This is a genomic window from Nocardiopsis sp. MT53, assembly GCF_019598965.1.
GTDB lineage: Bacteria > Actinomycetota > Actinomycetes > Streptosporangiales > Streptosporangiaceae > Nocardiopsis > Nocardiopsis changdeensis.
On the sequence record NZ_CP080599.1, the window covers coordinates 4,229,595 to 4,252,481 of the forward strand.

The window sequence follows — 22,887 nt, forward strand, 5'->3', positions numbered from 1 at the left end:
ATCACTTAACGTGACATCTGGGGGTTCTGTCATGAACCGACGAGTCCGGCTCGCGGGGCGCCTGGCCACCGGCACGGTCGCGGTGGCCCTGGCGGCCACGGCCTGCACGGCCGCGGAAGAGGAGCCGAAGGAGGCGCCCGGCCCGCGGATCTCCATCAGCCCGGCCCCGGGGGAGGCCGGGATCGCGCCCAACACACCGGTGCGGGTCTCCGTGGAGGGCGGGGTCCTCACCGACGTCACCGTCGAACAGGTCGACCGGGAGCAGTGGGCCGCGGCGGAGGCGGGGCGGACGGACGGGCGGGGCCCCGCGCGGGCACCGGTCACCGGAACGCTCTCGGAGGACGGCTCGGCCTGGGTCAGCGACTGGAACCTGGCCCCCGGCGGGGTCGTCTCCGTCTACGCCACCGCCCGGGACGACGGCGGCGAGCGCACCGAGGTCGTCTCCACGTTCGGCACCCACGCGGTGGCCGGGGAGGACCGCCTGGCCGAGCCCTTCGTGCTGCCGCAGGACGGGCAGACCGTCGGGGTGGGCATGCCCGTCGTCGTCACCTTCGAGGAGCCGGTGGAGAACCGCGAGCAGGTCGAGAACTCCATGCACGTGACCTCGGAGGAGGCCACCGAGGGGGCCTGGAACTGGCCGAACGAGACCACCGCGGTGTTCCGGCCGAAGAAGTACTGGGAACCGCACCAGAAGGTCACCGTCGACCTGCGGCTGACCGGTGTGGAGGCCTCCGAGGGGGTGTTCGGCACCGAGGACCGGCGCATCGGGTTCGAGGTGGGCCGCGAGCTCATCGCCACCATGCACGTCCCCGAGCACCGGATGCACGTGGAGGTGGACGGGGAGCGCGTCCGCTCCATCCCGGTCAGCAACGGCAAGGGGGAGCGGCACTTCAACACCACCACGTCCGGGATCCACGTCCTGATGGAGAAGTACAGCAGGCTGGTGATGGACTCGGCGACCGTCGGCATCCCGGCGGGATCGCCCGGCTACTACCGGGTCGAGGCCGACTGGGCGGTGCGCACCTCCAACAGCGGCGAGTTCACCCACGCCGCGCCCTGGAACGGGAGCATCGGCTACGCGAACCGGTCCAACGGCTGCACCAACATGTCGGTCTCCGACGCCCGCTGGTTCCACGACAACACCCTGATGGGCGACGTGCTGGAGACCACCGGCACCGCGCGGGAGCTGGAGTGGGACAACGGCTGGGGGTTCTACCAGCGCTCCTGGGAGCAGTGGCTGGAGCACAGCGAGACGGGCGAGCCGCAGGCGACCGACTCCGACGGCCCGCCCGGCGGCGTCCACGGAGAGGGCCTGTGAGGTCCCCTAGGCCGTCAGAAGACCTGTGAGGCGTGCGCGGGCGCGGTCCCAGGACCACTCCCGCTCCACCCACTCCCGGCCGCGTGCGCCCATCCGGGCGGCGCGGTCGGGGTCGCGCAGGAGCCGGACGAGCGCCCGGGCGGCGGGACCGGGGAGGGAGCCGTCGACGACGTGCCCGGTCTCCCCGGGCAGGACCGCGTCCGGGGCGCCCCCGGAGTCGCCCGCTACCACCGGCAGCCCGGTGGCCGACGCCTCCAGGTAGACGATCCCCAGGCCCTCCACGTCCAGGCCGCCCCGCCGGGTGCGGCAGGGCATCGCGAACACGTCCCCGGCGTCGTAGTGGGCGGGCAGCTCCGCGGCGGGGACCGGGCCGGTGAACACCACCGAGTCCAGGCCGGCGGCCGCCGACCGCAGCCGCCCGGCGTAGGGGCCGTCGCCGACGATCAGCAGCGCCGCGTCGGGCACGTCGGCCAGCACCCGGGGCCAGGCGCGCAGCAGCGTGTCCTGGCCCTTGCGGGGCACCAGCCGGGAGACGCACACCACGACCGGGCGGCCGCCCAGCCCGTGCCGCGCGCGGACCTGCTCCCCGCCCGCGCCGGGGTGGAACCGGCCGGTGTCCACCCCCGGCGCGACCCGCCGCATCCGTGCCGCGGCGGGAGCGGACAGGGCGCGGGCCAGGCGCCGCCGGGAGTACTCGCCCAGGTAGGTGACGGTGTCGGTGGTGTCGCCGATGCGGCGCAGCGCCTCGCGCGCCCCCGGCACCAGCGCCCACCCCGTCTCGTGCCCGTGGGTCAGCGCCACCTGGCGGCCCACGGCCTCCCGCAGGGGCCCGGCGGCCAGCCCCAGCGGTGCCGCCGCCCCGTACAGCACCGAGTCGCAGTCCTCCAGCCGGGCGATGGCGGCCGCCCGCCGCACCACCCGGGGCGAGGGGAGCAGCACCTTCGCGGCGTCGCGCACGACGGGGAACGGCAGCCGCAGGTCGAAGCCGGGGTCGGCGGCGCCGTCCGCGGTGGAGGGGGAGGACGTGTACACGACGACGTCGGGCAGGCGCAGCGCCACCTCGTGGACGAAGGCCTCGATGCCCCCGGCCCGGGGCGGGAAGTCGTTGGTGATGATCAGCGTTCGCGGCACGCCACGAGCGTAGCGGCCCCCGCGGCACGGAGCCCCGCACCGAAATGCCGGTGCGGGGCCCGAAGGAGCGGAGCGGGTCCGCAGGGCGCGCCCTACGGGCGGACGGCCGCGACGAAGTTGGACCGGTAGTAGTCGTTGAGGGCGACCTCGCCGATGGGCTTGCCCGAGGTCGAGGCATGCACCATCATGCCGTTGCCCGCGTACAGGCCCACGTGGCTCGGGCTGGAGCCGTAGAAGAACAGCAGGTCGCCGGGCTGCTTGTTCTCCCAGGAGACCCGCTGGCCCGCGTTGACCTGGTCGTAGGTGGTGCGCGGCAGGCTCACGCCCGCCTGCGCCCAGGCGGCCTGGGTCAGGCCGGAGCAGTCGTAGCCGTTGGGGCCGGTGCCGCCCCACACGTAGGGCTTGCCGATCTGGGCGTAGGCGAAGTCCAGGGCGACCCGGGCGTTGCCCGAGGCCGGACCGGTGTAGCTGGAGCCGCCCCCGCCGGAGCCCCCGGTGGAGCCGCCGGTGTTGGCGGTGTTGGAGGTGGCCGCGGCCCGCTCCTCCTCGGTCAGCTCGCCGAGCAGGGCCTCCTGCTCCTCCATCTTCTCCTCGGCCGCCTCGGTGGCCTCCTCGGCCTCCTTGAGGGCCTCGGCGGCCTCCTCCTCGGTCTCCTCGGCCTCGGCCTCCAGCGTTTCCAGCTCCTCCAGTTCCTCGAGGTACCGGTCGAGGCTGGCGTTGTGCTGCTCGGAGAGGTAGGTCAGGTCGGCCTGGTGGAACATCGCCTCCTCGGGGGCGCCCGAGCCGATCAGCTGGGTGGGGGAGGTGAAGTCCGTGCCGGTGTAGGCGAGGTTGGCCAGGGTGCGCACGCCGCGGCCCAGCTTCTCCACCCGCTCCTGGGCCTCCTCGAGGTCCTCTCGGATGTCCTCGAGCTTCTCCTCGGCGACCTCGTGGTCCTCCTTCGCCTCGTTGTAGGTCGCGTTGAGCTCGGCGAACTCCTCTTCGAGGCGTTCGATCTCCTCGCGGACCTCATCGGCGGTCGGCTCGGCGTACGCGACCGACGCGGGCAGCAGGAACGCTCCGCAGGACAGGACGGCAACGACCGATATGCGGCGCGATACGGACACGGTGGGAAACACCTTCCTCAAGGGAGGCGCCGACCGGAACAGGGGCTTCCGGGGTGCGGTGCGGGGGACCGGACCGGCGCGGTGAAGGGGCCGAAAGACGTTCGGCGTTGAACACTAGTGCATCCCCGGGGCGCTCTCAACCTTTTCGTGATGTTCAGAACCATGGCCGGATATGGCCGAAAAGGGGGCGTAAGAAACCGCGGCGAGAGCGGACACGACGGCCCTTCACCCGGGAACGCCGCGAGGCCGCCCCCCGTGGAAGGGGACGGCCTCGGCGGGACCGGGAGTGCGTCAGGGGCGCACGGCGAACTCGAACACGCCGCCCCAGTAGGCGGCCAGTCCGACCACCTCGATGTTGCGGCCGGTGCGCGGGGCGTGCACCATCTGCCCGCCGCCCGCGTACAGGCCGTTGTGGCTCAGCCCGGTGAAGAACATGATGTCGCCCGGCTGGAGGGCGTTGATGTCGTAGATGCGGTTGCCCACCTCGGCCTGCGAGTACGTGGTCCGGGGCAGGTCCACGCCGCCGGCGCGCCAGGAGGCCTGCACCAGGCCGGAGCAGTCGTAGCCGTTGGGGCCGGTGCCGCCGTAGATGTAGGGCTTGCCGATCTGGGCGTAGGCGAAGTCCAGCGCGGCGCCCGCGCTGCCCGAGGCGCCGCCCGTGTAGGACTGGCCGCCGGAGTCGTTGGCGCCCTCGGTGGAGGCGTCGGCGTCGGGGAACTCGGCGAGCAGCTCCTCCTGCGCCTCGATCTTCTCCTCCACCTCCTTCTTGGCCTCCTCGGCCTCCTCCAGCGCCTCCTCGGCCTCCTTCAGAGCCTCCTCGGACTCGTCCTTGAGGGAGAACAGGCGCTCGGCGGACTCGCCGAACTCGTCCAGCTGGGTCTGGTGGGTCTCGGAGAGGTAGGTGAGGTCGGCGTTCTGCTCCAGCAGCCCCTCGGGGCCGTCGGAGGTCAGGATGTTGGTGATCGAGTCCAGGTCGCCGGACTGGTAGGTCGCGTTGGCGAGCTTCTGGACCTTCTCCTTGAGGGCCTCGTAGTTCTCCTGCTCGTCCCCGACCTGCTCCTCGAGTTCCTCGTACCGGGCCTCGGCGACCTCGTGGTCCTCCTTGGCCTGGTTGTACTCCTCGACCGCGGTGGAGGCCTCCTCGTTGAGGCGCTCGATCTCCTCCTCGACCTCTTCGCGGGTGGGGTCCGCGTGGGCGGTGCCGGGGACGAGGAGGGAGCTTGCGACGACCGCTCCGATTCCGGTCGAGGCAGCGATGCGGCGAGCCGTACGCCGACCACCGGTGTTCTTCATGGCGGGCCACGCTCCTTGGGGTGTGAGAAGTCCGCACGGGGGTGCTGGGGAGAACACGTACAAGGGGAGCACCCGCGTCCGGGACGCGGGCACCGGGCGTGAGTGTGCGGGACCCACCGGGGACACACGGGTGGTGTTCTATCCGGTAGAGCACTCACGTTCCCGGTAGAACCTAGCGGACCGTACGGCACGGCTCAACCACACGGTCGAACACATGGCGAGGATCTCAGGGGGGCACGGAAGCGGATGCGGTGCCCCGGGCACCGCACCCGCGTCAGCCGTGCGACTCCAACCTGCGCAGGAAGATGGGCGAGGAGATCGCCCGCGCCCCGGCCCGGCGCACCGCGCCCACGATCTCCCGGTCGGAGGTGACCACGGCGATCGGCCGCCCGGGCGGCTCGGCCCGCACCAGGCGCACGATCAGCTCGTCCGCCGTCTCCCCGGGCGCGCTGAACAGCAGCCGCACCCGGCGGGTCTGGGCCACCGCCGGCGGGGCGTCCACGTCGGCCCCGTCGAAGACACAGGTGATCTCCGCCTTGGTGCGGCTGGCCAGCCCCTCCAGGGAGGACAGCAGCCGGGTGCGCTGGTCGGCCAGGGGCAGGGTCCCGTAGCCGGTCTTGGTGACGTTGTAGCCGTCCACCAGCAGGTGCACGCGCGGCACCGTCAGCAGGTGTTCGAGCAGGCCGGGGTCGTCGTCGGGCAGCCCGCCCAGCGACACCCGGCGGCGCTCGTCCGCCTCGGCCGCCACCAGGTCGGCGGGGGAGTCCACCGCGGCCGGCAGCGCGAGCTCGCGCCGCAGCCCGTGGGAGGCGTCGACCAGCACGTCCAGCAGCACGCGCAGCCGCGCCTCGTCGGCGTTGCGGCCCGCCCGCACGGCCCGCCGCGCGTTCTCCACCTGCGCCTCCGCCGCCGACAGCCGGGACTTCAGCCGCCGGTTCTCCGACTCCAGGGCGCCGACCCGGCCGGTGGCCTCCGCGGCGCGCTCGTCGGCCTGGAGCGCCGCCTGCTCGGCACGGGCCGCCGCCTCCCGGGCACGGCGGCGTTCGGTGTGCACCTTCTGGCGCAGCTCCGAGATCTCGGCCTTGTGCTCCTTGAGCTGGGCGCGCAGCCGGTCCGTCTCGACCCGGTGCTCCTCGCGGGCCTGGGCCAGACGGCGGTTCACCTCCTCCAGGGCCTCGGCGGCCTCGTCGGCCTCCTTGGCCCCGGCCTCACGGTCCAGCTCGCGGTGGACGCCCTCGACGATGTCGGCCCACCCCGGCGGCCGCAGCAGGTACGCGCAGGCCCCCACCGCCACGGGGTCGGCGGCCGGGGGCACCACACCCGAGCGCAGCCCCTCGGCCAGCTCGGGCCACACCTGCTCGACCCGCTCGGCCACCAGGGACCGGAACTCCGGGTCGGTCTCCAGCTGTGCGGCGATCTGCGGCCCGGCCAGCCGGGCCCGGCGGCGCGGCTCGAACTTGGCCACCCGCCGCAGCGGGGCGGGCAGCTCGGCGGCGCGCATGCCGCCCAGCACGTCGGACCCGTAGTCGATGACCCGGGAGCGCACGGCCTCGGGCAGGGGGCGCAGCAGCCGCTCCCCGTCCTCCCCGCGGCCGTGCGCGGGGGCCGCCCCGTTCCCGGAGTCGCCGGCCTCCGGGCGGGTGCTCATGCCCGACCCGTCGGGCTCTCCGCCGAAGTGTCGGAGACCGACCGGTCGGCGTCGGGGCGGGCGATGGTCTCGATGCGGTCCGTGGCCCCGCACCAGCGGCACTTCACCTGCTCGATCGTCTCGGACAGCACGGTGCGCTCCTCCACCCGCCCCTCACCGGACAGGTCCAGGTGCACGAAGTCCTGGGAGCGGACCGTGCGCGTCACGTCGAACCGCGTGAGGTTGCCGCATCCGGTGCACCGCCACCGCTCATTGTCACCCGGCATCGCGATCCCCACGGTTCCTCCTCTTGATCGGGTAAGTGCGGGACTTACGTCCCGACACCCACATCTTTCCACGTCGGGTGGCCCGGACCGGAGGGCGGCCGTGTTCGGTCGTCGCCTCCGATTACCCTGACCGGGTGATTCGACGGTCCGCGGCGCCCACGGGCGTGCAACTCGACATCGGCGACATCGGCACTCCGCTGGGCGCCGTGTCCTTCGTCGTGCTGGACTTGGAGACGACCGGCACCAGCGCCACGAACTCCCGGATCACCGAGGTCGGCGCGGTGCGGGTGCGCGGCGGGCGGGTGGAGGAGGAGTTCACCACACTGGTGGACCCCGGTGTGCTCATCCCCGCCGAGATCACCCTGCTGACCGGCATCACCCAGTCCATGGTGGCCACCGCGCCGCCCCTGGAGGAGGTGCTGCCGCGGGTGCTGGCCCTCCTCACCGCGCAGGAGCACACCGCCCTGGTCGCCCACAACGCCCCCTTCGACGTCGGGTTCCTCAAGGCTGCCTGCGAGCGCCACGGCGCGACCTGGCCGGACCCGCCGGTGGTGGACACCCTGCGCCTGGCCCGCGCCGTCCTGCCCCAGGGGCAGACCCGCAACCACCGGCTGGGCACCCTGGCGGCGTTCTTCGGCTCACCGGTCACCCCCAACCACCGGGCCCTGGACGACGCCCGCGCCACCGTCACCGTCCTCACCGGGCTCATCGACCGCCTCACCCCGCTGGGGGTGGGCAGCCTTGAGGAGCTGCGCGCGGTCACCAAACCGCCCACCAAGGCCCAGCGCGCCAAGCGGCACCTGGCCGAGGGGCTGCCCGAGCGCCCCGGGGTGTACGTGTTCACCGACGCGCGCGGCGCCGACCTGTACGTGGGCAAGAGCAACAACCTGCGCCGCCGGGTCGCCTCCTACTTCACCGCCGCCGAGAACCGCCAGCGAATCCGGGAGATGGCCGGGGTGGCGGCGGGCGTCACCCCCATCGTGTGCGCCACCGACCTGGAGGCGTCGGTGCGCGAGCTGCGCATCATCGCCGAGCGCAAACCCCCCTACAACCGGCGCTCGCGCAACCCCGAACGGGTCCGCTGGGTCACCCTGACCGCCGAGCCCTACCCCCGCCTGTCGGTGGTGACCACCGTCAAGGACGACGGCGCCCCCTACATCGGCCCCTACGCGTCGGCCCACGAGGCCGAGCGGGCCAAGGAGGCGCTGCTGCACGCCCTGCCGCTGCGCCGGTGCACGCACCGGCTCACCCCCGGCGGCACCGGCGGGGTCGTCCCCTGCGTGCTCGCCCAGATGGGCCGCTGCGGCGCGCCCTGCGACGGCACCGAGCCCCTGGACGCCTACCTGGAGCACGCCGCGGCCGCCCGCACCGCCATGACCGGCGACCCCGGCGCCGTCGTGGCCGCCCACACCGAGCGCATCGCCGAACTCTCCGCCGACCTGCGCTACGAGGAGGCCGCGGCGCTGCGGGACCGGCTCGCCGCGTTCCTGCGCGGCGCCCGCCGCGCCCAGCGCATGGCCGCCCTCGCCGCCGTCCCCCACCTGGTCGCGACCCGGCGCGGCCCCACCGGGTGGGACACCTGCGTGGTCCGCCACGGGCGGCTGGCCGCCAGCGCCGTGCTGGAGCCCGGCACCGACCCCGCGGCGTTCCTGCGCGCCCTGGCCGCCACCGCCGAGACCGTCGAGCCGGCCGTCCCCCCGCAGTCCGCCGCCCTGCCCGGCGAGACCGAGCTGATCCTGGCCTGGCTGGACGACCCCGCGACGCGCCTGGTGGAGATCGACGGGGAGTGGACATGCCCGCTGCGGTCGGCCGAGGCGCACACGGAGATGACACACTGGGCGCATGGCCGCGCTACCGCTCAATGACGACCACCCGGTCCGCCGCACCCCCGTCGTCGCCTACCTGCTGATCGCGGCCAACGTGCTGGCCTACCTGATGTCGCCGCAGGCGACCACGGCGGTCTGGTACCCGGCCGACATGGTCGAGCGCTTCTGCTCGATCCAGGACTACTTCATGCGCTGGGGCGCGGTCCCCGCCGAGATGTTCGGGCACACCGACCTGGCCGACCCGGTCGTCCCCCAGTGCGGGAGCATCGAGGGCAAACAGGTGTGGCTGTCGGTGTTCGCCTCCATGTTCGTCCACTCCGGCGCCGCCCACCTGGTGGGCAACATGGTCTACCTGTTCGTGTTCGGGCCGGTGGTGGAGGACCGGATCGGGCGGCTGCGGTTCCTGGCGCTGTACGCGGTCACCGGCCTGGCCGCCGCCTACGGCTTCGCCCTGGGCGACCCGCAGGGCATGATCCCCATGGTCGGCGCCTCCGGCGCGATCTCCGGGGTGCTCGGCGCCTACCTGGTCGTGCAGTTCCGCAGCCGGGTCACCACCCTGGTGTTCGGGGTGGTCCCCATGCGCCTGCCCGGGTGGGCGCTGGTGGGCAGCTACTTCGTCCTTCAGTATCTTCTCTACGTCACCACATCGAACGCCCCCGGTGCGGGCTCCGGCGTCGCCTACGCGGCGCACGTGTACGGATTCGTGGCCGGGGTGGTCGTGGGATGGGTGGTCTACCGGCTGCGATGGCGCTCCGGGACGCGGCTCTCCGACGTCTACTAGCCGTGCGCGGCCCCGGGACCTCCGCCCGCGCCGACACCGCCCAGGAGGCACAGTGATCACCGCGATCGTCATGATCAAGGCCGACGTCCACCGCATCCCCGAGGTCGCCGAGGCCATCGCCGAGATCGACGGGGTGAGCGAGGTCTACTCGGTCACCGGCGGGGTCGACCTCATCGCCATGGTGCGGGTCCGCCGCCACGAGGACCTCGCCGAGGTCATCCCCGGGCGGGTCAACAAGGTGCCCGGCGTGCTCTCCTCCGACACCCACATCTCCTTCCAGACCTACTCCAAGCACGACCTGGAGTCCGCGTTCGCCATCGGCTGGTAGCCGCACGCGAAGGGGCGGGCGCCGCGCGGCGCCCGCCCCTTCGCGCTCTCCGGCGGGACCCCTCGGGACCCGCCGGACGCGCCCTAGAGGTCCTTGGCCAGCTCCTGGCTGGTCTCCACCCAGGTCGCCAGGGTCCGCTCGGCGGCACCGCCGTCGATCGCGGCCTCCGCCCGCTCGTACCCCGCGCGCACCGCGTCCACCAGCGGCCCCTCGACCCCGTCGACGGCGGCCAGCGCCGCGCCGGCGTTCAGCAGGACCGCGTCGCGCACCGGGCCGGGGCGGCCCGCCAGCAGGTCGCGCACCGCGCGGGCGTTGAACTCCACGTCGCCGCCGCGCAGCGCGTCCGGCGCGGACCGGGGGATGCCCAGGTCGGCCGGGTCCAGCGTCTCGCGCCGGGCGGCCCCGTCGCGCACCACCCACACGGTGGAGGTGGTCGTGGTGGTCAGCTCGTCCAGGCCGTCGTCGCCGCGGAACACCAGCGCCGACGCGCCCCGCCCGGCGAACACCCCGGCCATCACCTCGCACATGCGCTCGTCGAACACGCCGATGGCGGCCGCCGTCGTCTGCGCCGGGTTGGTGAGCGGGCCCAGGAAGTTGAACACCGTCGGCACCGCCAGCTCGCGGCGCGGCTTGGCGGTGAACCGGAACGAGGGGTGGAAGACCGGGGCGAAGCAGAACGCGATGCCCGCCTCCTGCGCCACCCGCACGGTCAGCTCCGGCGGCAGGTCCAGGACCACGCCCAGCCGCTCCAGCACGTCCGCCGTCCCGCAGGAGGAGGACGCGGCGCGGTTGCCGTGCTTGACCACGCGGGCCCCGGCCGCCGCGGCGACGATCGCCGCCATCGTCGACACGTTCACGGTGTGCGCCCGGTCGCCGCCGGTGCCGACGATGTCCAGGGTGGGGCCGGGCACCTCGATGCGGACGGCGTTGTCGAGCATGCCCCGGGCCAGGCCGGTCACCTCCGACACGCTCTCGCCCTTGGCGCGCAGCGCGATCGCGAAGCCCGCGATCTGCGCGTCGGTCGCCGAGCCCGACATGATCTCGTTCATCGCCCACGCCGTGTCGGCGGAGCTGAGGGTGGTCCCGCCCAGCAGGGCGGTGATGAGGTTGGCCCAGGTCCGCTCGGTGACGGCGGAGTTCTCTCGGGGCTCGGCGGCGGGGACGTTCATTTCGACTCCAGGGTGACAAGGGCGTGGGGCCGCACGGGCGCGGCGCGGTCACGACCGCGCCGCGGCCCTTCTCAGTGCAGCGGGGGACGGGGGAGGGCGCCGCCACGCCATCGCCCGGTGTCGGCGCCGTGGTTCAGGGCACCGCCCACCGCGCGGCGACGGCGCATGCTCCCCTCGCCGTTGTCACTCGTCACGGAGGTCACCCGCTGAGCGCGGTGAGCCGGCGGCGCATCAGCTCCGCCAGCGAGCCGGCCAGCGCGACCGGGTCGATCGGGTGGCTGACCACCTGCTCCGCCTGCGACCAGGTCGCCAGCCAGCCGTCGTCGCGGCGGCCCACCAGCAGCAGCACCGGCGGGCACCGGTAGATCTCGTCCTTGACCTGGCGGCACAGGCCCATGCCGCCGACGGGGGCGGCCTCGCCGTCGAAGATCGCCACGTCGATGCGCTCGGAGGGGTCGGTCTCCTCCAGCTTGCGCAGCACCATCGGCGCCGTGGCGCACTCGACGAGCTCCACCCTGGGCACGTCCGCGGCCGGTCGGCGGCCGATCGCCAGGCGCACCTGCTCGCGGGTGTCGGCCTTGTCGCTGTAGACCAGCACGCGCATCCGGGCACCCGTGTCCGTACCGCTGTCCACCATCGCGCAACCGTCCCATCGCTTCGGACCAGGGCCGCCGCCGTGGGGGGTGCGGCCGAGGCGTTCGTAGGCTGTGTGCCTCTGACTCTATTGCCTTGGGGTCCCGGTGCCCAGGAGTTCCGGATCCGCCGGTGCGGGGCTGAGACCTTCGACACCACAGGATGCCAGTACCTCCCCGGGGTGCGCTAACCGGCCTCGCGGCGGGCGTTGTGCAACGGTGACCGTTTCGTTGTCCCGCCGTTGGACGAAGGGGATTGAAGGGGCATCCAGGGGGGTACGGAACGCCTTCGGTGCCCGAGGATCGCGTCCGGGGCCGGACGCGGGCGCGTCGGAGGGCCGCAGGGACGGGCCGAGGCGGTACAGTAACGCCCGAGTCACGGTGAAACCCCTGCCCGGAGGCCGCGAGACGGTCGATACCGGTACCGATCCGCCTCCTTACGGGGGGTCGAGTACGGACCTTCGCGAGATGCCGTAATAATGCTCCCGTGGCGACAGCAACCGCGAAACCAAAAACAGCACCGACACCAGCCCATGGTGCGGCAAAGCGTCCTGACCTGGTGAGCGTTGGCACCATCGTGTGGTTGGCCAACGAGCTCATGTTCTTCGCTGCGCTGTTCGCGATGTACTTCACCATCCGATCGGTGATCAACGGCAACCCCGACCTGGGGGCCTGGCCCGACACGCACCTCAACGTGCCGTGGGCCTCGACGATCACCGTGGTCCTCGTGGCTTCCAGCTTCACCGCTCAGGCAGGCGTCTGGGCCGCCGAGCGCGGTGACGTGAAGAAGCTGCGCATGTGGTTCTTCATCACGTTCTTCATGGGCCTGTTCTTCGTTCTGGGGCAGGCGTACGAGTACTACGAACTCATCGCGCACGAGGGCCTCACCCTGCAGTCCAGCCCCTACGGGTCGATGTTCTACCTGACCACGGGCTTCCACGGACTCCACGTCATCGGTGGTCTGATCGCGTTCCTCATCATGCTGGGACGTACGTACGCAGCGAAGCGCTTCACTCACCAGCAGGCGACCAGTGCGATCGTCGTGTCCTACTACTGGCACTTCGTCGACGTGGTCTGGATCGCTTTGTTCTTCACCATCTACTTCATCCAGTAACCCGAAACGGGGAAACCGTGAAATGGATTACCGCGCGGCGACGGCATCCCCTTGCGGGGTATGTCGTCGTCATCCTCGCGCTAGCCCTGTTCGGGGTGGGGTACGCCGCAGTGGCCCCCACCTCCGACCAGGCGCAGGCGCAGACCCTCGCCGCTGACGCCCCGTCCCCCGAGGACGTGGACGTCGCCGAGGGCAAGACCATCTTCGACCAGACCTGCGCCTCGTGCCACGGCCTGGACGGTTCGGGCGGCGAGTTCGGCCCGGACCTGCGCGACGTTGGTCCCGCGGCGATCGACTTCCAGGTCAGCACCGGCCGCATGCCGTCCATGAACCCGGACGCGCAGATGCCGCGCAAGCCGATGGTCATGACCGAGCAGGAACTGGCCAACCTGATCGCCTACTACAACGAGTCGATCCGCAACGGCGGCAACGGCGCCGAGATCCCGTACGACGTTCCCGACGTCGCCCCGGACTTCGCCGACTTCGAGCCGCTCCGCAGCGACTTCGACAGCGATGAGGCCTACCACGAGGCCGTCGAGGAGGCCGAGGCCGAGTACCAGGCGGCCCTCGAGGAGTACGAGGCCGAGTACGACGACTACATCTCCGGTGCCGATGACACCGAGATGGGCATGCGCCTGTACCTGACCAACTGCGCCCACTGCCACGGCTGGTCCGGCGGCGGCGGCGCGCTCACCGACGGCCGGTGGGCGCCCGAGATCCACGACTCGACTCCGCGTGAGATCTACGAGGCCATGGTCAGCGGCCCCGGCGCCATGCCGATGTTCAGCGACGGCGTCCTCGCGCCGGAGGAGAAGCAGGAGCTCATCTCCTACGTCAAGACCCTCCAGGCCGAACCGAACGCCGGTGGCATTTTCGACCTCCAGCGGGTCGGCCAGGTCGCCGAAGGCCTGATCGGGTGGGTCGTCGGGCTCGCCCTGATCGTCGCCTGCGCGATCTGGATCACCGCGAAGCAGCGTGCCCATGACTGAGAACAACACCAACAACAACGGTGACGAGACGCCCGAGCGCGTCGTCGGCACCCCCACGGACGACAGGCCCGTCGTGACCGACGGTCCCCGTCCCGAGGAAGAGCACGCCGGCCCGTACCCGGCGTCGGAGACCCACTTCAGCTCCGAGGAGCAGCAGCGGGCCGGAGAGAGGGTCGCCTCCCTCTGGTTCGTCCTCGCCTTCCTGGGCGGGATGGGGTTCCTGGTCTCCTACTTCCTGTTCACCCCCGGCGAGATCGCCGACCCGCAGCTGGGCCAGTACTCGAACATGCTCCTGGGCGGCACGCTCACCCTCGCCATGTTCGGCATCGGCGCGGGCATGACGGTGTGGGCCCGCAAGGTCATGCCGCACTACGAGGTCTCCTCGCCCTACGACGAGCTGCCCTCCAGCGACCAGGAGAAGGGGTCCTTCAGCGACTTCTTCATGCGGGGCGCCGACGAGAGCGGGTTCACCAAGCGCCCGCTCATGCGCCGCACCCTCATCCTGGCGATGGTGCCGCTGGGCCTGGCCCCGCTCGTGCTGCTGCGCGACACCGGCCCGCTGCCCGGCGACAAGCTGAAGAACACGCCGTGGGAGAACGGCCGCCGCATGTACGTCGAGGGCACGCACCGCTACGTGCGCGCCGAGGACTTCGAGAACGACCCGTACGGGATGATCTCCGCCCTCCCCGCCGTCGACGACGACCACTACCCGCACGGGATCAGCCTCAACGACTCCGCCAAGTCCGTCATCCTGCTCATCAAGATGCCGGCCGAGGACTGGAAGCCGAGCATGGAGGACGAGATCGAGGTCGACGGGGAGGTGGCCCCGCGTCTGAATTGGACGCACAATGGGATCATCGCCTACTCGAAGATCTGCACCCACGTGGGCTGCCCGGCCGCGCTGTACGAGCGCACGACGCACCGCATCCTGTGCCCGTGCCACCAGTCCACGTTCGACGCGTCGGACGCCGCCAAGGTCGTCTTCGGCCCGGCCCACCGGCCGCTGCCGCAGCTTCCCATCGGCGTCGACGATGAGGGCTACCTCATCGCGCGGGGCGACTTCACCGAGCCGCCCGGTCCGACGTTCTGGGATTACGCGAAGGACTAGTCGATGAGCAAGACCACCCAAGCACCCAAGGCGCTGCGCGGCGTCGGCAACTTCATCGACGACCGCTTCCACGTCGCCAAGATGGGCGAGAAGAACCTGCGCAAGGTCTTCCCGAACCACTGGTCGTTCATGCTGGGCGAGATCGCGCTGTACTCGTTCATCATCCTGCTCGTCACCGGTGTCTTCCTCACGCTCTGGTTCAAGCCGAGCATGATCGAGGTCGTCTACGACGGGCCCTACGAGCGCCTCAACGGCGTCGTCATGTCGGAGGCGTACGCCTCGACGCTGCACATCGACTTCGCGGTGCGCGGCGGGTTCCTGGTCCGCCAGATCCACCACTGGGCCGCGCTGATCTTCGTGGCCTCGCTCGTCGTGCACATGCTCCGCGTGTTCTTCACCGGGGCGTTCCGCAAGCCGCGCGAGATCAACTGGATCATCGGCGTCGTGATCTTCACCCTGGCGATGCTCGAGGGCCTCTTCGGCTACTCGCTGCCGGACGACCTGCCCTCGGGCATGGGCGTTCGCATCCTCCAGGGCGTGATGCTGGCGCTGCCGCTGGTCGGCACGTACATCTCGATGTTCCTGTTCGGCGGGGAGTTCCCCGGCGAGGACATCATCACGCGCCTGTACATGCTGCACGTGCTGGCGATCCCGGCGCTCCTGCTGGGGCTCATCGTCGCGCACTTCATGATCCTGTGGCACCAGAAGCACACCCAGTACCCCGGACCGGGGCGTACGGACAAGACCGTGGTGGGAACCCCGATGTTCCCCGGCTTCGCGGTCAAGGCCGGCGGGTTCTTCTTCTTCACCTTCGCGGTGATCGCGGGTCTGAGCGCGTTCGTGCAGATCAACCCGATCCACCTGTTCGGGCCCTTCACCCCGACGTCCATCACCTCCGGGCTCCAGCCCGACTGGTACATGGGCTTCATGGAGGGTTCGCTGCGCATCTTCCCGAACTGGTTCGACTTCCAGATCTTCGGCTACGCCGTCCCCATCGGCGTGCTGGTGCCCGGACTCGTCATCCCGGGCATCATCTTCGGCGGTCTGGGCGCCTGGCCGTTCCTGGAGCAGTGGATCACCGGCGATAAGCGGGCGCACAACGTGGCCGACCGGCCGCGCAACGCCCCGGTCCGCACCGCCGTGGGCGCCGCGGGCATCACGTTCTACGGGATCCTGTGGCTCGCCGGGTCGAACGACATCATCTCGGAGACGTTCTCGATCAGCCTCTACGTGACCACGTACATCTTCCGTGTACTGGCCATCGTCGGGCCGATCATCGCCTTCATCGTCGCCAAGCGCATCTGCCTGGGCCTGCAGCGCCGTGACCGGGAGAGCCTGGAGCACGGGTACGAGAGCGGCATCATCCAGCAGCTGCCCAGCGGTGAGTTCATCGAGGTGCACAAGCGCAACTCGGAGGAGACCACGGAGGTCCTGGCCAGCAAGCCGGAGATCACCTCCACGGCCCTCACCGAGCCCGAGACCGACGACAAGGGCGTCAAGAACCCCGCGTCGCGCAAGGCCAAGGGCCGCCTCCGCCGCGCCCTCGCCGAGTGGTACACCAAGGACAACGTGTCCCTGGACGGGGTGGAGCCGCACAGCGGCCACCACCTCCACCACTCCGACGAGGTCGTGAAGGAGCACGCTTCCCACCACTGACCGAGGTGAAGCCCCACAGGGACCCGGCCGACGGCCGGGTCCCTGCGTTTTCGGGGGGTGCCCGCCGGGGGTCCTCAGGGCCCCGTTGCGGGGCCTTCGCTGTAGAGGGGTGGGGCGGGGGGCACCGTCCGGTGCCGCAGCCACGGCCGGCGGGCGCTCTGGGACCCGCACCCCGGTCCGAGGGGGCCCTCATGCCTTTTCAACGCTGCGGTGGGTGGCGGGTCGGTCTGTATGGGGCCGAGGCACGACCGGAGGGCACATCATCTCCTTCGACCCCAGGGGGCGCGCGTATCTGCGGGCCCCGGCCGCAGGGGGTCGTCCACCCACCTGGAAACCTCAGCCACAGCCGGAGGGCGTGGCTGGGCCCCCGCCACAGGGGGTTGTCCACCCGATCGGGCCCCTGAGCCACAGCCGGAGGGCGTCGCTGCTTCCTCCGCCATAGGGGGTGAGGGCCGCAGGAGGCTTCCCGCCCCGGCCCCAGGGGGTTGGGGTAGAGCGGTACTCGGCCCGGGCCCCGGGGGGTGAAGCGGACTGTGAGGTTTCCAGGACGTGCACCATCTGGGAAGGGCGGTCTGTGGTCGCAGCCACAGGTGACTGGTTTCCAAGAGCCCGATCGCCTGTGAAGGTACAGTCGCGGAGCGTGGATCCGTCCCCGCGCAGTCGGTGCCCGGCAGAGCGCCGGGCGGTTGCGTTGGGCGCACACCGTGGGTGGTGGGGGTGCGCTTTCCGGGGACGGGTCCGCGCGAGGTGCGCACACCCGCACCGCCTGGAAAGGTTGGGGGCGCCGGTGGCGGTGAGGGGGCTCCACGCTGTTGCCTACTCCCGCGCGTGACCGCGGTACCGGTCAGTGCCGGGGGTGAAAGCCGCGCGCACCCGCAGCCCCGAGCCATAGGGGGTGTGGGGAGGAGGAACCGCGACCCCCCGCTCCAGGGGGTGTCGCCGCACGTTTCCGCGACCTCAGCCCCAGCCCGGGTGCAAGACCGCGCAGCTCAACCCACGGGGGTGAAGGCCGCGCGTACCCGCGGCATCAGCCAGAGGGGGGTTAGGGAGGAAGAATCGGAAGCCCCGCCACAGGGGGTGAAACGCGCACGTGTCCGCGACCCCCGCCCAGGCACGGAGGAGAGACCGCGCACCTTCACCCCCGCCGTGGCCGGGGTCGCGGTCCTGTGTCCGGGCTGTGGCCGAGGCTGCGGGCACGTACCGCTTTCACCCCCTGCGGCGAGGGTCGCGGGTGCGCGCGGCGACACCCCCTGGGGGTGGAGGTCGCGGTCCTGTGTCCGGGCTGGGGCCGAGGGCGCGGGTACGTACCGCTTTCACCCCCTGGGGCGGGGTCGCGGGCCCTCCTTCCCACACCCCCTGGGGCGGAGGTGCGCGGTCTGGTGTCCGGGCTGAGGCTGATGCCGCGGGTACGTGCGGCGACACCCCCTGGGGCGGGGGTCGCGGTCTTTCCTCCCTAACCCCCCTCTGGCTGTTGCCGCGGGAACGCGCGGCTTTCACCCCCTACGGCCAGGGTCGCGGTCCTGTGCCCGGTCTGGGGCTGAGGTCGCGGGTACGTGCGGGTTTCACCCCCGCTCCCGTCCGTACCGCGGTCATCCGCGGGAGTAGGCAACAGCGTGGAGCGCCCCCACCGCCGCCGGCGCCCACAACCTTTCCAGGCGGTGCGGGTGTGCGCACCTCGCGCGGACCCGTCCCCGGAAAGCGCACCCCCACCACCCACCATGTGCGCCCAACGAAACCGCCCGGCGCTCTGCCGAGCACCGACTGCGCGGGGACGGATCCACGCTCCGCGGCTGTGCCTTCACAAGCGATCGGGCTTTTGGAAACCAGTCACCTGTGGCTGCGACCACAGACCGCCGTTCCCAGATGGCGGACGTCTTGGAAACCTCACAGTCCGTTTCACCCCCTGGGGCCGAGGCCCCGGTCGGGTGCACCAACCCCCCTGGGGCCGGGGCGGGAAGCCGCCTGCGGCCCTCACCCCCTGGGGCGGGGGCCCAGCGATGCCCTCCGGCTGTGGCTCGGGGCCTCGGTGGGGTGGGAAACCCCCTGCGGTGGGGGCCCAGCGATGCCCTCCGGCAGTGGTCAAGGGCCCCGGTCAGGCGGGAAACCCCCTGGGGCGGAGGCGCTGCGATGCCCTCCGGCTGTGGTTGAGGGCCCCGGTCAGGCGGGAAACCCCCTGTGGCCGGGGCCGACAGGTACGTGCGGCCCTCACCCCCGTGTGTCCGGGGCGGTGGGAACGCCCACCCCCACCCCCTGGGGTCGAAGGAGATGATCCGCCCTCCGACCGTGGCTCGGCCCCCAACAGACACCCGCCACCCACCACAGCGTTGAAAGAGCATGGGACACCCCTCGGGCCGCAGCGGGAAGCCACCTGCGTCCCTCACCCCCCTGGGGCGGGGGCCCAGCGGTGCCCTCCGGCTGTGGCTCAGGTTCCCGGTCGGGTGGGAAACCCCTCTGGGCGGGGGCGCTGCGATGCCTTCCGGCTGTGGCTGGGGTTCCGAGGAGGGTGGCCAACCCCCGGTGGCCGAGGCCGGCAGGTACGTGCGGCCCTCACCCCCGTGTGGCTGGGGCGGAGGGAACGCCCACCCCCACCCCCTGGGGTCGAAGGAGATGATGCGCCCTCCGGTCGCGGCTCGGCCCCCGACAGGCCGACCCGCCACCCATCACAGCGTTGAAAGAACACGGGGACACCCCCAGACCGCGGCGGGAGACGCCTGCGGCCTCCGCCCCGATCCCGGCCGCGGGTGGGGCCGGTGGGATCGGTGTCCGGTATGTCGGGGGTTTCGGCAGGCCCGAAAAAACCGGTCCCCCTCGAAGAGGAGGACCGGCCAGTGAGGGGTGGAGATCAGCCCGCGTAGATCTCCTCGATCTCCTTGCTCCACTCCTTGTTCACCACGTGGCGCTTGACCTTCAGGGAGGCGGTCATCTGGCCGCTCTCCTCGGTGAAGTCGCTGGGCAGGATCTTGAACTTCTTGATCGCCTCGGCCTTGGACACCGCCTGGTTGGCGTGGTCGACCGCCTCCTGGATGGCCGCGACCAGGTCCGGGTCCTCGGTGAGCTCCGGGATGCCGCCGGTCTTCTTGTTGGCGGCCTTCCACTGCTCGAAGGACTCGGGGTCGATCGTCACCAGCGCGGCGATGAACTTGCGGTTGTCGCCGACCACCATGCACTGGCTGACCAGGGCGTGGGCGCGGATGCGGTCCTCGAGCACCGCCGGGGCGACGTTCTTGCCGCCCGCGGTGACGATGATCTCCTTCTTGCGCCCGGTGATGCTGAGGAAGCCGTCGTCGTCCAGCGACCCCAGGTCGCCGGTCCGGTAGAAGCCGTCCTCGGTGAACGCCTCCTGGGAGGCCTTCTCGTTGTTCCAGTAGCCCACCATGATGTGGTCGCCCTTGAGGAGGATCTCCCCGTCCTCGGCGATGCGGATGGTGGTGCCCGGCATCGGCTGGCCGACGGTGCCGATCTTGTTGAACTCCGGGCTGTTCACGGAGGTCGGGGCGGTGGTCTCGGTGAGGCCGTAGCCCTCGATGATGGTGAACCCGATGCCGCGGAAGAAGTGGCCCAGCCGCGCGCCCAGCGCGGAGCCGCCGGAGACCGCGTACTCGGCGTTGCCGCCCAGCGCCGCCAGGAGCTTGCCGTAGACCAGCTTGGCGAACAGGGCGTGCTTGAGCTTGAGCGTGAGGGGGATGCGCCCGGTGGCCAGCGCCTGGCTGTAGGCGATGGCGGTGTCGGCGGCCGCGGCGAAGATCTTGCCCTTGCCCTCGGCCGTGGCCTTCTGCTCGGCCTTGGTGTACACCTTTTCGAACACGCGCGGCACGGCCAGCAGGAAGGTCGGCTTGAACACCGAGAACTGCTCGATGAGGTCGGGCCCGGTGGAGGGGTAGTGGCCCAGGGTGGCCTTGGCCTCGATGACCATCACCTGCACGAAGCGGGCGAACACGTGCGCCAGCGGCAGGAAGAGCAGGGTGGAGGGGTTCTCCCGGCCGCGCAGGACCCGCTTGGCGGGGCCCTCGAGGGCGCTGTGCGCGATGAAGAGGAAGTTCCGGTGCGTCAGCTGGCAGCCCTTGGGGCGCCCGGTGGTGCCGGAGGTGTAGATGAGGGTGGCGAGGTCGTCGGCCTTGACCGCGGTGCGGCGCTCCTCCAGGTCCTCGTCGGAGACCCCGGACCCGGTGTCGCGCAGCTCGGCGAACTCGGGGCCGTCGAAGCGCCAGATCTCCTTGAGCTCGGGGGCCTTGTCGCGGACGGAGGTGATGCGCTCCGCGTGGGCCTGGCTCTCGACGAACACGGCCTTGGCGGCCGAGTCGGAGAGGATCCACTCGATCTGCTCGGCGGAGGAGGTCTCGTAGATGGGGACGGTGACGGCGCCGACGGACCAGATCGCGTAGTCGACGACGGTCCACTCGTAACGGGTGCGCGACAGCAGGGCGACGCGGTCGCCGTGCCCGATGCCGGCGTTGATCAGGGCCTTGGCGTAGGCGGCGATGTCGCCGTGCAGCTCCGCGACGGTGACGTCGCGCCACTGGCCGGACTCCTGCTGGCGGGCGGCGACGGCGCTCGGCTCACCGGCCGCGCGCGCGTAGAGCGTGTCGGTCAGCCGCGCGTCATCGGAGATCTCGGCTTTCGCGGGAGAGCTGTATTCGCGCACGTGATGCTCCTGGACGTGTACGGGTTCTGGATGTTCAAGGACGTGACGACCGTAACAACACCATGCTACTCGTGAGTAGAACGGGTTGCCGTTCGGTATCCAACAGTGATCCCCCGTTGGGCGGGTCGTATGTACGCGGGTGCGGCCTGTGACGTCCGGTGAGCGTGCAGGTCAGGAACCCGTTACGCACGCGAACTATACGCTCGGGTCGTGCTTTGCGCACATCAGTGATCGTTCGCGTCGTGTGTCCGTTTCATTTCTCGGTGTGGAACATCGGGGCTCCCCTGATCCTTCCCTGATCCCTCCCGGGGCACCCGGCGCGGCGCCCCCGGGGCGGTTAACGTGAAGCGAGAACCGGCCTGTCGAGGAGGACCTGATGGCGGAGAACACCGGCGACATCATCGATGACGCCCTGAGGATCGTTGACGGCCTGCAGCGCAGACTGCTGATCGCCGGGGTCAAGCGCGGTGTCGGCGCGGTCACCTCCCCGCCGCCCAAGGGCGACGTGTGGGAGGAGGCCATCCGCCTGGAGGCCGAGCCCGAGCCGCGCCCCCTCGTGGAGGAGGTCCTGGGCATCGTGCGGGAGTCGGCCCCGGAGATCGCCGGGCACCTGGGGCGCGCGGGCCTGGGCATGGTGGGTGCGCTGGGGAGGACGCTGGGGGCGCTGGAGCGCTCCCTGGAGCGCGAGCGGCGCGCCTCCGAGCACGCCCCGGACACCTCCGCGCCCTGGCGTGCCGAGGAGCGCCCCGAGGGGGAGGGGCGCCAGGTCACCTCGTAGCACAGCCGGGGTGTCCACAGCGGTCCGAGCCTGGTTTAATCGAATGGTTTACACCATTTGAAAAGACCCATGCCATGGGCCTGGCTACTTATGTCAGAGTTCGGGCGTAAGTGAGAAGGAGCCGCCCCTCATGCTGACCATCGGAGTGGACATCGGCGGGACCAAGGTCGCCGCCGGGGTGGTCGACCACGACGGGCGGATCCTGGACCGCGTCAAGTACCCCACCCCCGCCAACGACCCCCGCGGGCTGGCCGACGTCGTCGCCAAGGCCGTGGACGAGCTGCGCGGCCGCCACGGCGAGGTCCAGGCCGTCGGGGTCGGCGTGGCCGGGTTCGTCGACGAGGACCGCGCCACCGTGCAGGTCGCCGTCAACCTGGGCCTGCGCGACGACCCCCTCAAGGAGCGCGTCCAGGAGAGGGCGGGCCTCCCCGTCGTCATCGAGAACGACGCCAACGCCGCGGCCTGGGCCGAGGCCCGCTTCGGCGCCGGCCGGGGCAGCGACCACCTCGTCTGCGTCACCCTGGGCACCGGCATCGGCGGCGGCCTGGTCATGGGCGGCCGGCTGCACCGCGGGCGCTTCGGCGTGGCGGCCGAGGTCGGCCACTACCGGGTCGTCCCGCACGGGCGCCGCTGCGCCTGCGGCAACCACGGCTGCTGGGAGCAGTACGCGAGCGGCCGCGCCCTGGTCGCGGCCGGACAGGACCTGGCCCGGACCGACCCGGCGGCCGGCCGGCGGATGCTGGAGCTGGCGGGCGGCGTCGTGGAGCACATCGAGGGCCACGTGATCACCGAGGCGGCCGGAGAGGGCGACGAGGGCGCGCTCTCCTGCTTCCGCACCATCGGCGAGTGGGCCGGCGTGGGCCTGGCCGACCTGGCGGCCATCCTGGACCCGGAGTGCTTCGTGCTGGGCGGGGGCGTGTCCGACGCCGGCGAGTTCATCCTGGAGCCCATCCGCGACTCCTACGCCCGCCACGTCTCCGGGCGCCCGGGCCGCCGGCTGGCCGAGGTGCGCCTGGCGGAGCTGGGCGGCGAGGCGGGCATCGTCGGCGCGGGCGACCTGGCCCGCCACTGACCCCCGGGACACCGACCCCCGGGAACGGCG

The 22,887-nt window shown here is 71.7% G+C and carries 18 protein-coding genes; 10 read left to right on the top strand and 8 right to left on the bottom strand.

Features of this window, described 5'->3' with window-relative positions:
• The first annotated feature begins 31 nt into the window (after positions 1-31).
• On the top strand, positions 32-1,318 hold the full coding sequence (locus K1J57_RS18900; protein WP_220559891.1) for an Ig-like domain-containing protein: 1,287 nt from the start codon (positions 32-34) through the stop codon (positions 1,316-1,318).
• Between the two features lie 6 nt (positions 1,319-1,324).
• Here K1J57_RS18900 and K1J57_RS18905 read toward each other — a convergent pair whose 3' ends face one another.
• The 5 genes from K1J57_RS18905 to K1J57_RS18925 form a co-directional block, all read right to left on the bottom strand.
• The gene (locus K1J57_RS18905; protein ID WP_220559892.1) at positions 1,325-2,449 is read right to left on the bottom strand and encodes a glycosyltransferase family 4 protein; all 1,125 of its coding nucleotides are present in this window, start codon (positions 2,447-2,449) and stop codon (positions 1,325-1,327) included.
• Between the two features lie 92 nt (positions 2,450-2,541).
• On the bottom strand, positions 2,542-3,555 hold the full coding sequence (locus K1J57_RS18910) for a C40 family peptidase (RefSeq protein ID WP_255646424.1): 1,014 nt from the start codon (positions 3,553-3,555) through the stop codon (positions 2,542-2,544).
• 291 nt (positions 3,556-3,846) lie between these two features.
• Positions 3,847-4,848 (bottom strand): NlpC/P60 family protein, encoded by a 1,002-nt coding sequence (locus K1J57_RS18915; protein WP_220559894.1) that lies wholly within the window; start codon positions 4,846-4,848, stop codon positions 3,847-3,849.
• Between the two features lie 274 nt (positions 4,849-5,122).
• Positions 5,123-6,496 (bottom strand): NYN domain-containing protein, encoded by a 1,374-nt coding sequence (locus tag K1J57_RS18920; RefSeq protein WP_220559895.1) that lies wholly within the window; start codon positions 6,494-6,496, stop codon positions 5,123-5,125.
• Positions 6,493-6,774, bottom strand: a complete 282-nt coding sequence (locus K1J57_RS18925) for a hypothetical protein (RefSeq protein ID WP_220559896.1) — start codon at positions 6,772-6,774, stop codon at positions 6,493-6,495. The genes K1J57_RS18920 and K1J57_RS18925 overlap by 4 nt, the downstream gene beginning before the upstream one ends.
• Before the next feature lie 125 nt (positions 6,775-6,899).
• On the opposite strand from K1J57_RS18925, the gene K1J57_RS18930 reads away from it, so the two are divergent.
• The 3 genes from K1J57_RS18930 to K1J57_RS18940 are packed head-to-tail and all read left to right on the top strand — an operon-like array spanning position 6,900 to position 9,697.
• Positions 6,900-8,627 carry a DEDD exonuclease domain-containing protein gene (locus K1J57_RS18930; RefSeq protein WP_220565642.1) on the top strand — a complete coding sequence of 576 codons (1,728 nt, stop codon included), beginning with the start codon at positions 6,900-6,902 and terminating at the stop codon, positions 8,625-8,627.
• The gene (locus tag K1J57_RS18935) at positions 8,605-9,369 is read left to right on the top strand and encodes a rhomboid family intramembrane serine protease (protein WP_220559898.1); all 765 of its coding nucleotides are present in this window, start codon (positions 8,605-8,607) and stop codon (positions 9,367-9,369) included. Before K1J57_RS18930 ends, K1J57_RS18935 begins: the two co-directional genes overlap by 23 nt.
• A gap of 52 nt (positions 9,370-9,421) precedes the next feature.
• Positions 9,422-9,697 (top strand): Lrp/AsnC family transcriptional regulator, encoded by a 276-nt coding sequence (locus K1J57_RS18940; protein WP_220559899.1) that lies wholly within the window; start codon positions 9,422-9,424, stop codon positions 9,695-9,697.
• 83 nt (positions 9,698-9,780) lie between these two features.
• Here the strand turns inward: K1J57_RS18940 and trpD are convergent, their stop codons facing one another.
• The gene (trpD, locus tag K1J57_RS18945) at positions 9,781-10,866 is read right to left on the bottom strand and encodes an anthranilate phosphoribosyltransferase (protein ID WP_220559900.1); all 1,086 of its coding nucleotides are present in this window, start codon (positions 10,864-10,866) and stop codon (positions 9,781-9,783) included.
• 199 nt (positions 10,867-11,065) lie between these two features.
• Positions 11,066-11,503, bottom strand: coding sequence for a hypothetical protein (locus K1J57_RS18950; RefSeq protein WP_220559901.1), 438 nt, complete (start codon positions 11,501-11,503; stop codon positions 11,066-11,068).
• 593 nt (positions 11,504-12,096) lie between these two features.
• On the opposite strand from K1J57_RS18950, the gene K1J57_RS18955 reads away from it, so the two are divergent.
• From K1J57_RS18955 to K1J57_RS18970, 4 genes are all read left to right on the top strand, one after another.
• A complete protein-coding gene (locus K1J57_RS18955; protein WP_255647203.1) occupies positions 12,097-12,612 on the top strand; it encodes a heme-copper oxidase subunit III in 516 nt (171 codons plus the stop codon).
• A gap of 95 nt (positions 12,613-12,707) precedes the next feature.
• Positions 12,708-13,601, top strand: coding sequence for a cytochrome c (locus tag K1J57_RS18960; protein ID WP_255646425.1), 894 nt, complete (start codon positions 12,708-12,710; stop codon positions 13,599-13,601).
• Positions 13,594-14,709 carry a ubiquinol-cytochrome c reductase iron-sulfur subunit gene (locus K1J57_RS18965; RefSeq protein ID WP_220559904.1) on the top strand — a complete coding sequence of 372 codons (1,116 nt, stop codon included), beginning with the start codon at positions 13,594-13,596 and terminating at the stop codon, positions 14,707-14,709. Before K1J57_RS18960 ends, K1J57_RS18965 begins: the two co-directional genes overlap by 8 nt.
• Positions 14,710-14,712: 3 nt before the next feature.
• Positions 14,713-16,365, top strand: a complete 1,653-nt coding sequence (locus K1J57_RS18970) for a cytochrome bc complex cytochrome b subunit (RefSeq protein ID WP_220559905.1) — start codon at positions 14,713-14,715, stop codon at positions 16,363-16,365.
• Between the two features lie 2,842 nt (positions 16,366-19,207).
• Here K1J57_RS18970 and K1J57_RS18975 read toward each other — a convergent pair.
• Positions 19,208-21,007, bottom strand: coding sequence for a long-chain fatty acid--CoA ligase (locus K1J57_RS18975; protein WP_220559906.1), 1,800 nt, complete (start codon positions 21,005-21,007; stop codon positions 19,208-19,210).
• 376 nt (positions 21,008-21,383) lie between these two features.
• Here K1J57_RS18975 and K1J57_RS18980 point away from each other — a divergent pair, with 376 nt between their 5' ends.
• Both K1J57_RS18980 and K1J57_RS18985 read left to right on the top strand, forming a co-directional pair.
• Positions 21,384-21,785, top strand: a complete 402-nt coding sequence (locus tag K1J57_RS18980; RefSeq protein ID WP_220559907.1) for a hypothetical protein — start codon at positions 21,384-21,386, stop codon at positions 21,783-21,785.
• Between the two features lie 130 nt (positions 21,786-21,915).
• On the top strand, positions 21,916-22,857 hold the full coding sequence (locus K1J57_RS18985) for an ROK family glucokinase (RefSeq protein WP_220559909.1): 942 nt from the start codon (positions 21,916-21,918) through the stop codon (positions 22,855-22,857).
• Positions 22,858-22,887 lie beyond the last annotated feature (30 nt).

What these genes read in the sequence shown, in the direction of transcription:
- K1J57_RS18900 (WP_220559891.1), top strand. Translation starts at nt 32, where the DNA reads ATGAACCGACGAGTCCGGCTCGCGGGGCGCCTGGCCACCGGCACGGTC.
- K1J57_RS18915 (WP_220559894.1), bottom strand. Translation starts at nt 4,848, where the DNA reads ATGAAGAACACCGGTGGTCGGCGTACGGCTCGCCGCATCGCTGCCTCG.
- K1J57_RS18920 (WP_220559895.1), bottom strand. Translation starts at nt 6,496, where the DNA reads ATGAGCACCCGCCCGGAGGCCGGCGACTCCGGGAACGGGGCGGCCCCC.
- K1J57_RS18935 (WP_220559898.1), top strand. Translation starts at nt 8,605, where the DNA reads ATGGCCGCGCTACCGCTCAATGACGACCACCCGGTCCGCCGCACCCCC.
- trpD (WP_220559900.1), bottom strand. Translation starts at nt 10,866, where the DNA reads ATGAACGTCCCCGCCGCCGAGCCCCGAGAGAACTCCGCCGTCACCGAG.
- K1J57_RS18950 (WP_220559901.1), bottom strand. Translation starts at nt 11,503, where the DNA reads ATGGTGGACAGCGGTACGGACACGGGTGCCCGGATGCGCGTGCTGGTC.
- K1J57_RS18955 (WP_255647203.1), top strand. Translation starts at nt 12,097, where the DNA reads ATGTTCTTCGCTGCGCTGTTCGCGATGTACTTCACCATCCGATCGGTG.
- K1J57_RS18965 (WP_220559904.1), top strand. Translation starts at nt 13,594, where the DNA reads ATGACTGAGAACAACACCAACAACAACGGTGACGAGACGCCCGAGCGC.
- K1J57_RS18970 (WP_220559905.1), top strand. Translation starts at nt 14,713, where the DNA reads ATGAGCAAGACCACCCAAGCACCCAAGGCGCTGCGCGGCGTCGGCAAC.
- K1J57_RS18980 (WP_220559907.1), top strand. Translation starts at nt 21,384, where the DNA reads ATGGCGGAGAACACCGGCGACATCATCGATGACGCCCTGAGGATCGTT.
- K1J57_RS18985 (WP_220559909.1), top strand. Translation starts at nt 21,916, where the DNA reads ATGCTGACCATCGGAGTGGACATCGGCGGGACCAAGGTCGCCGCCGGG.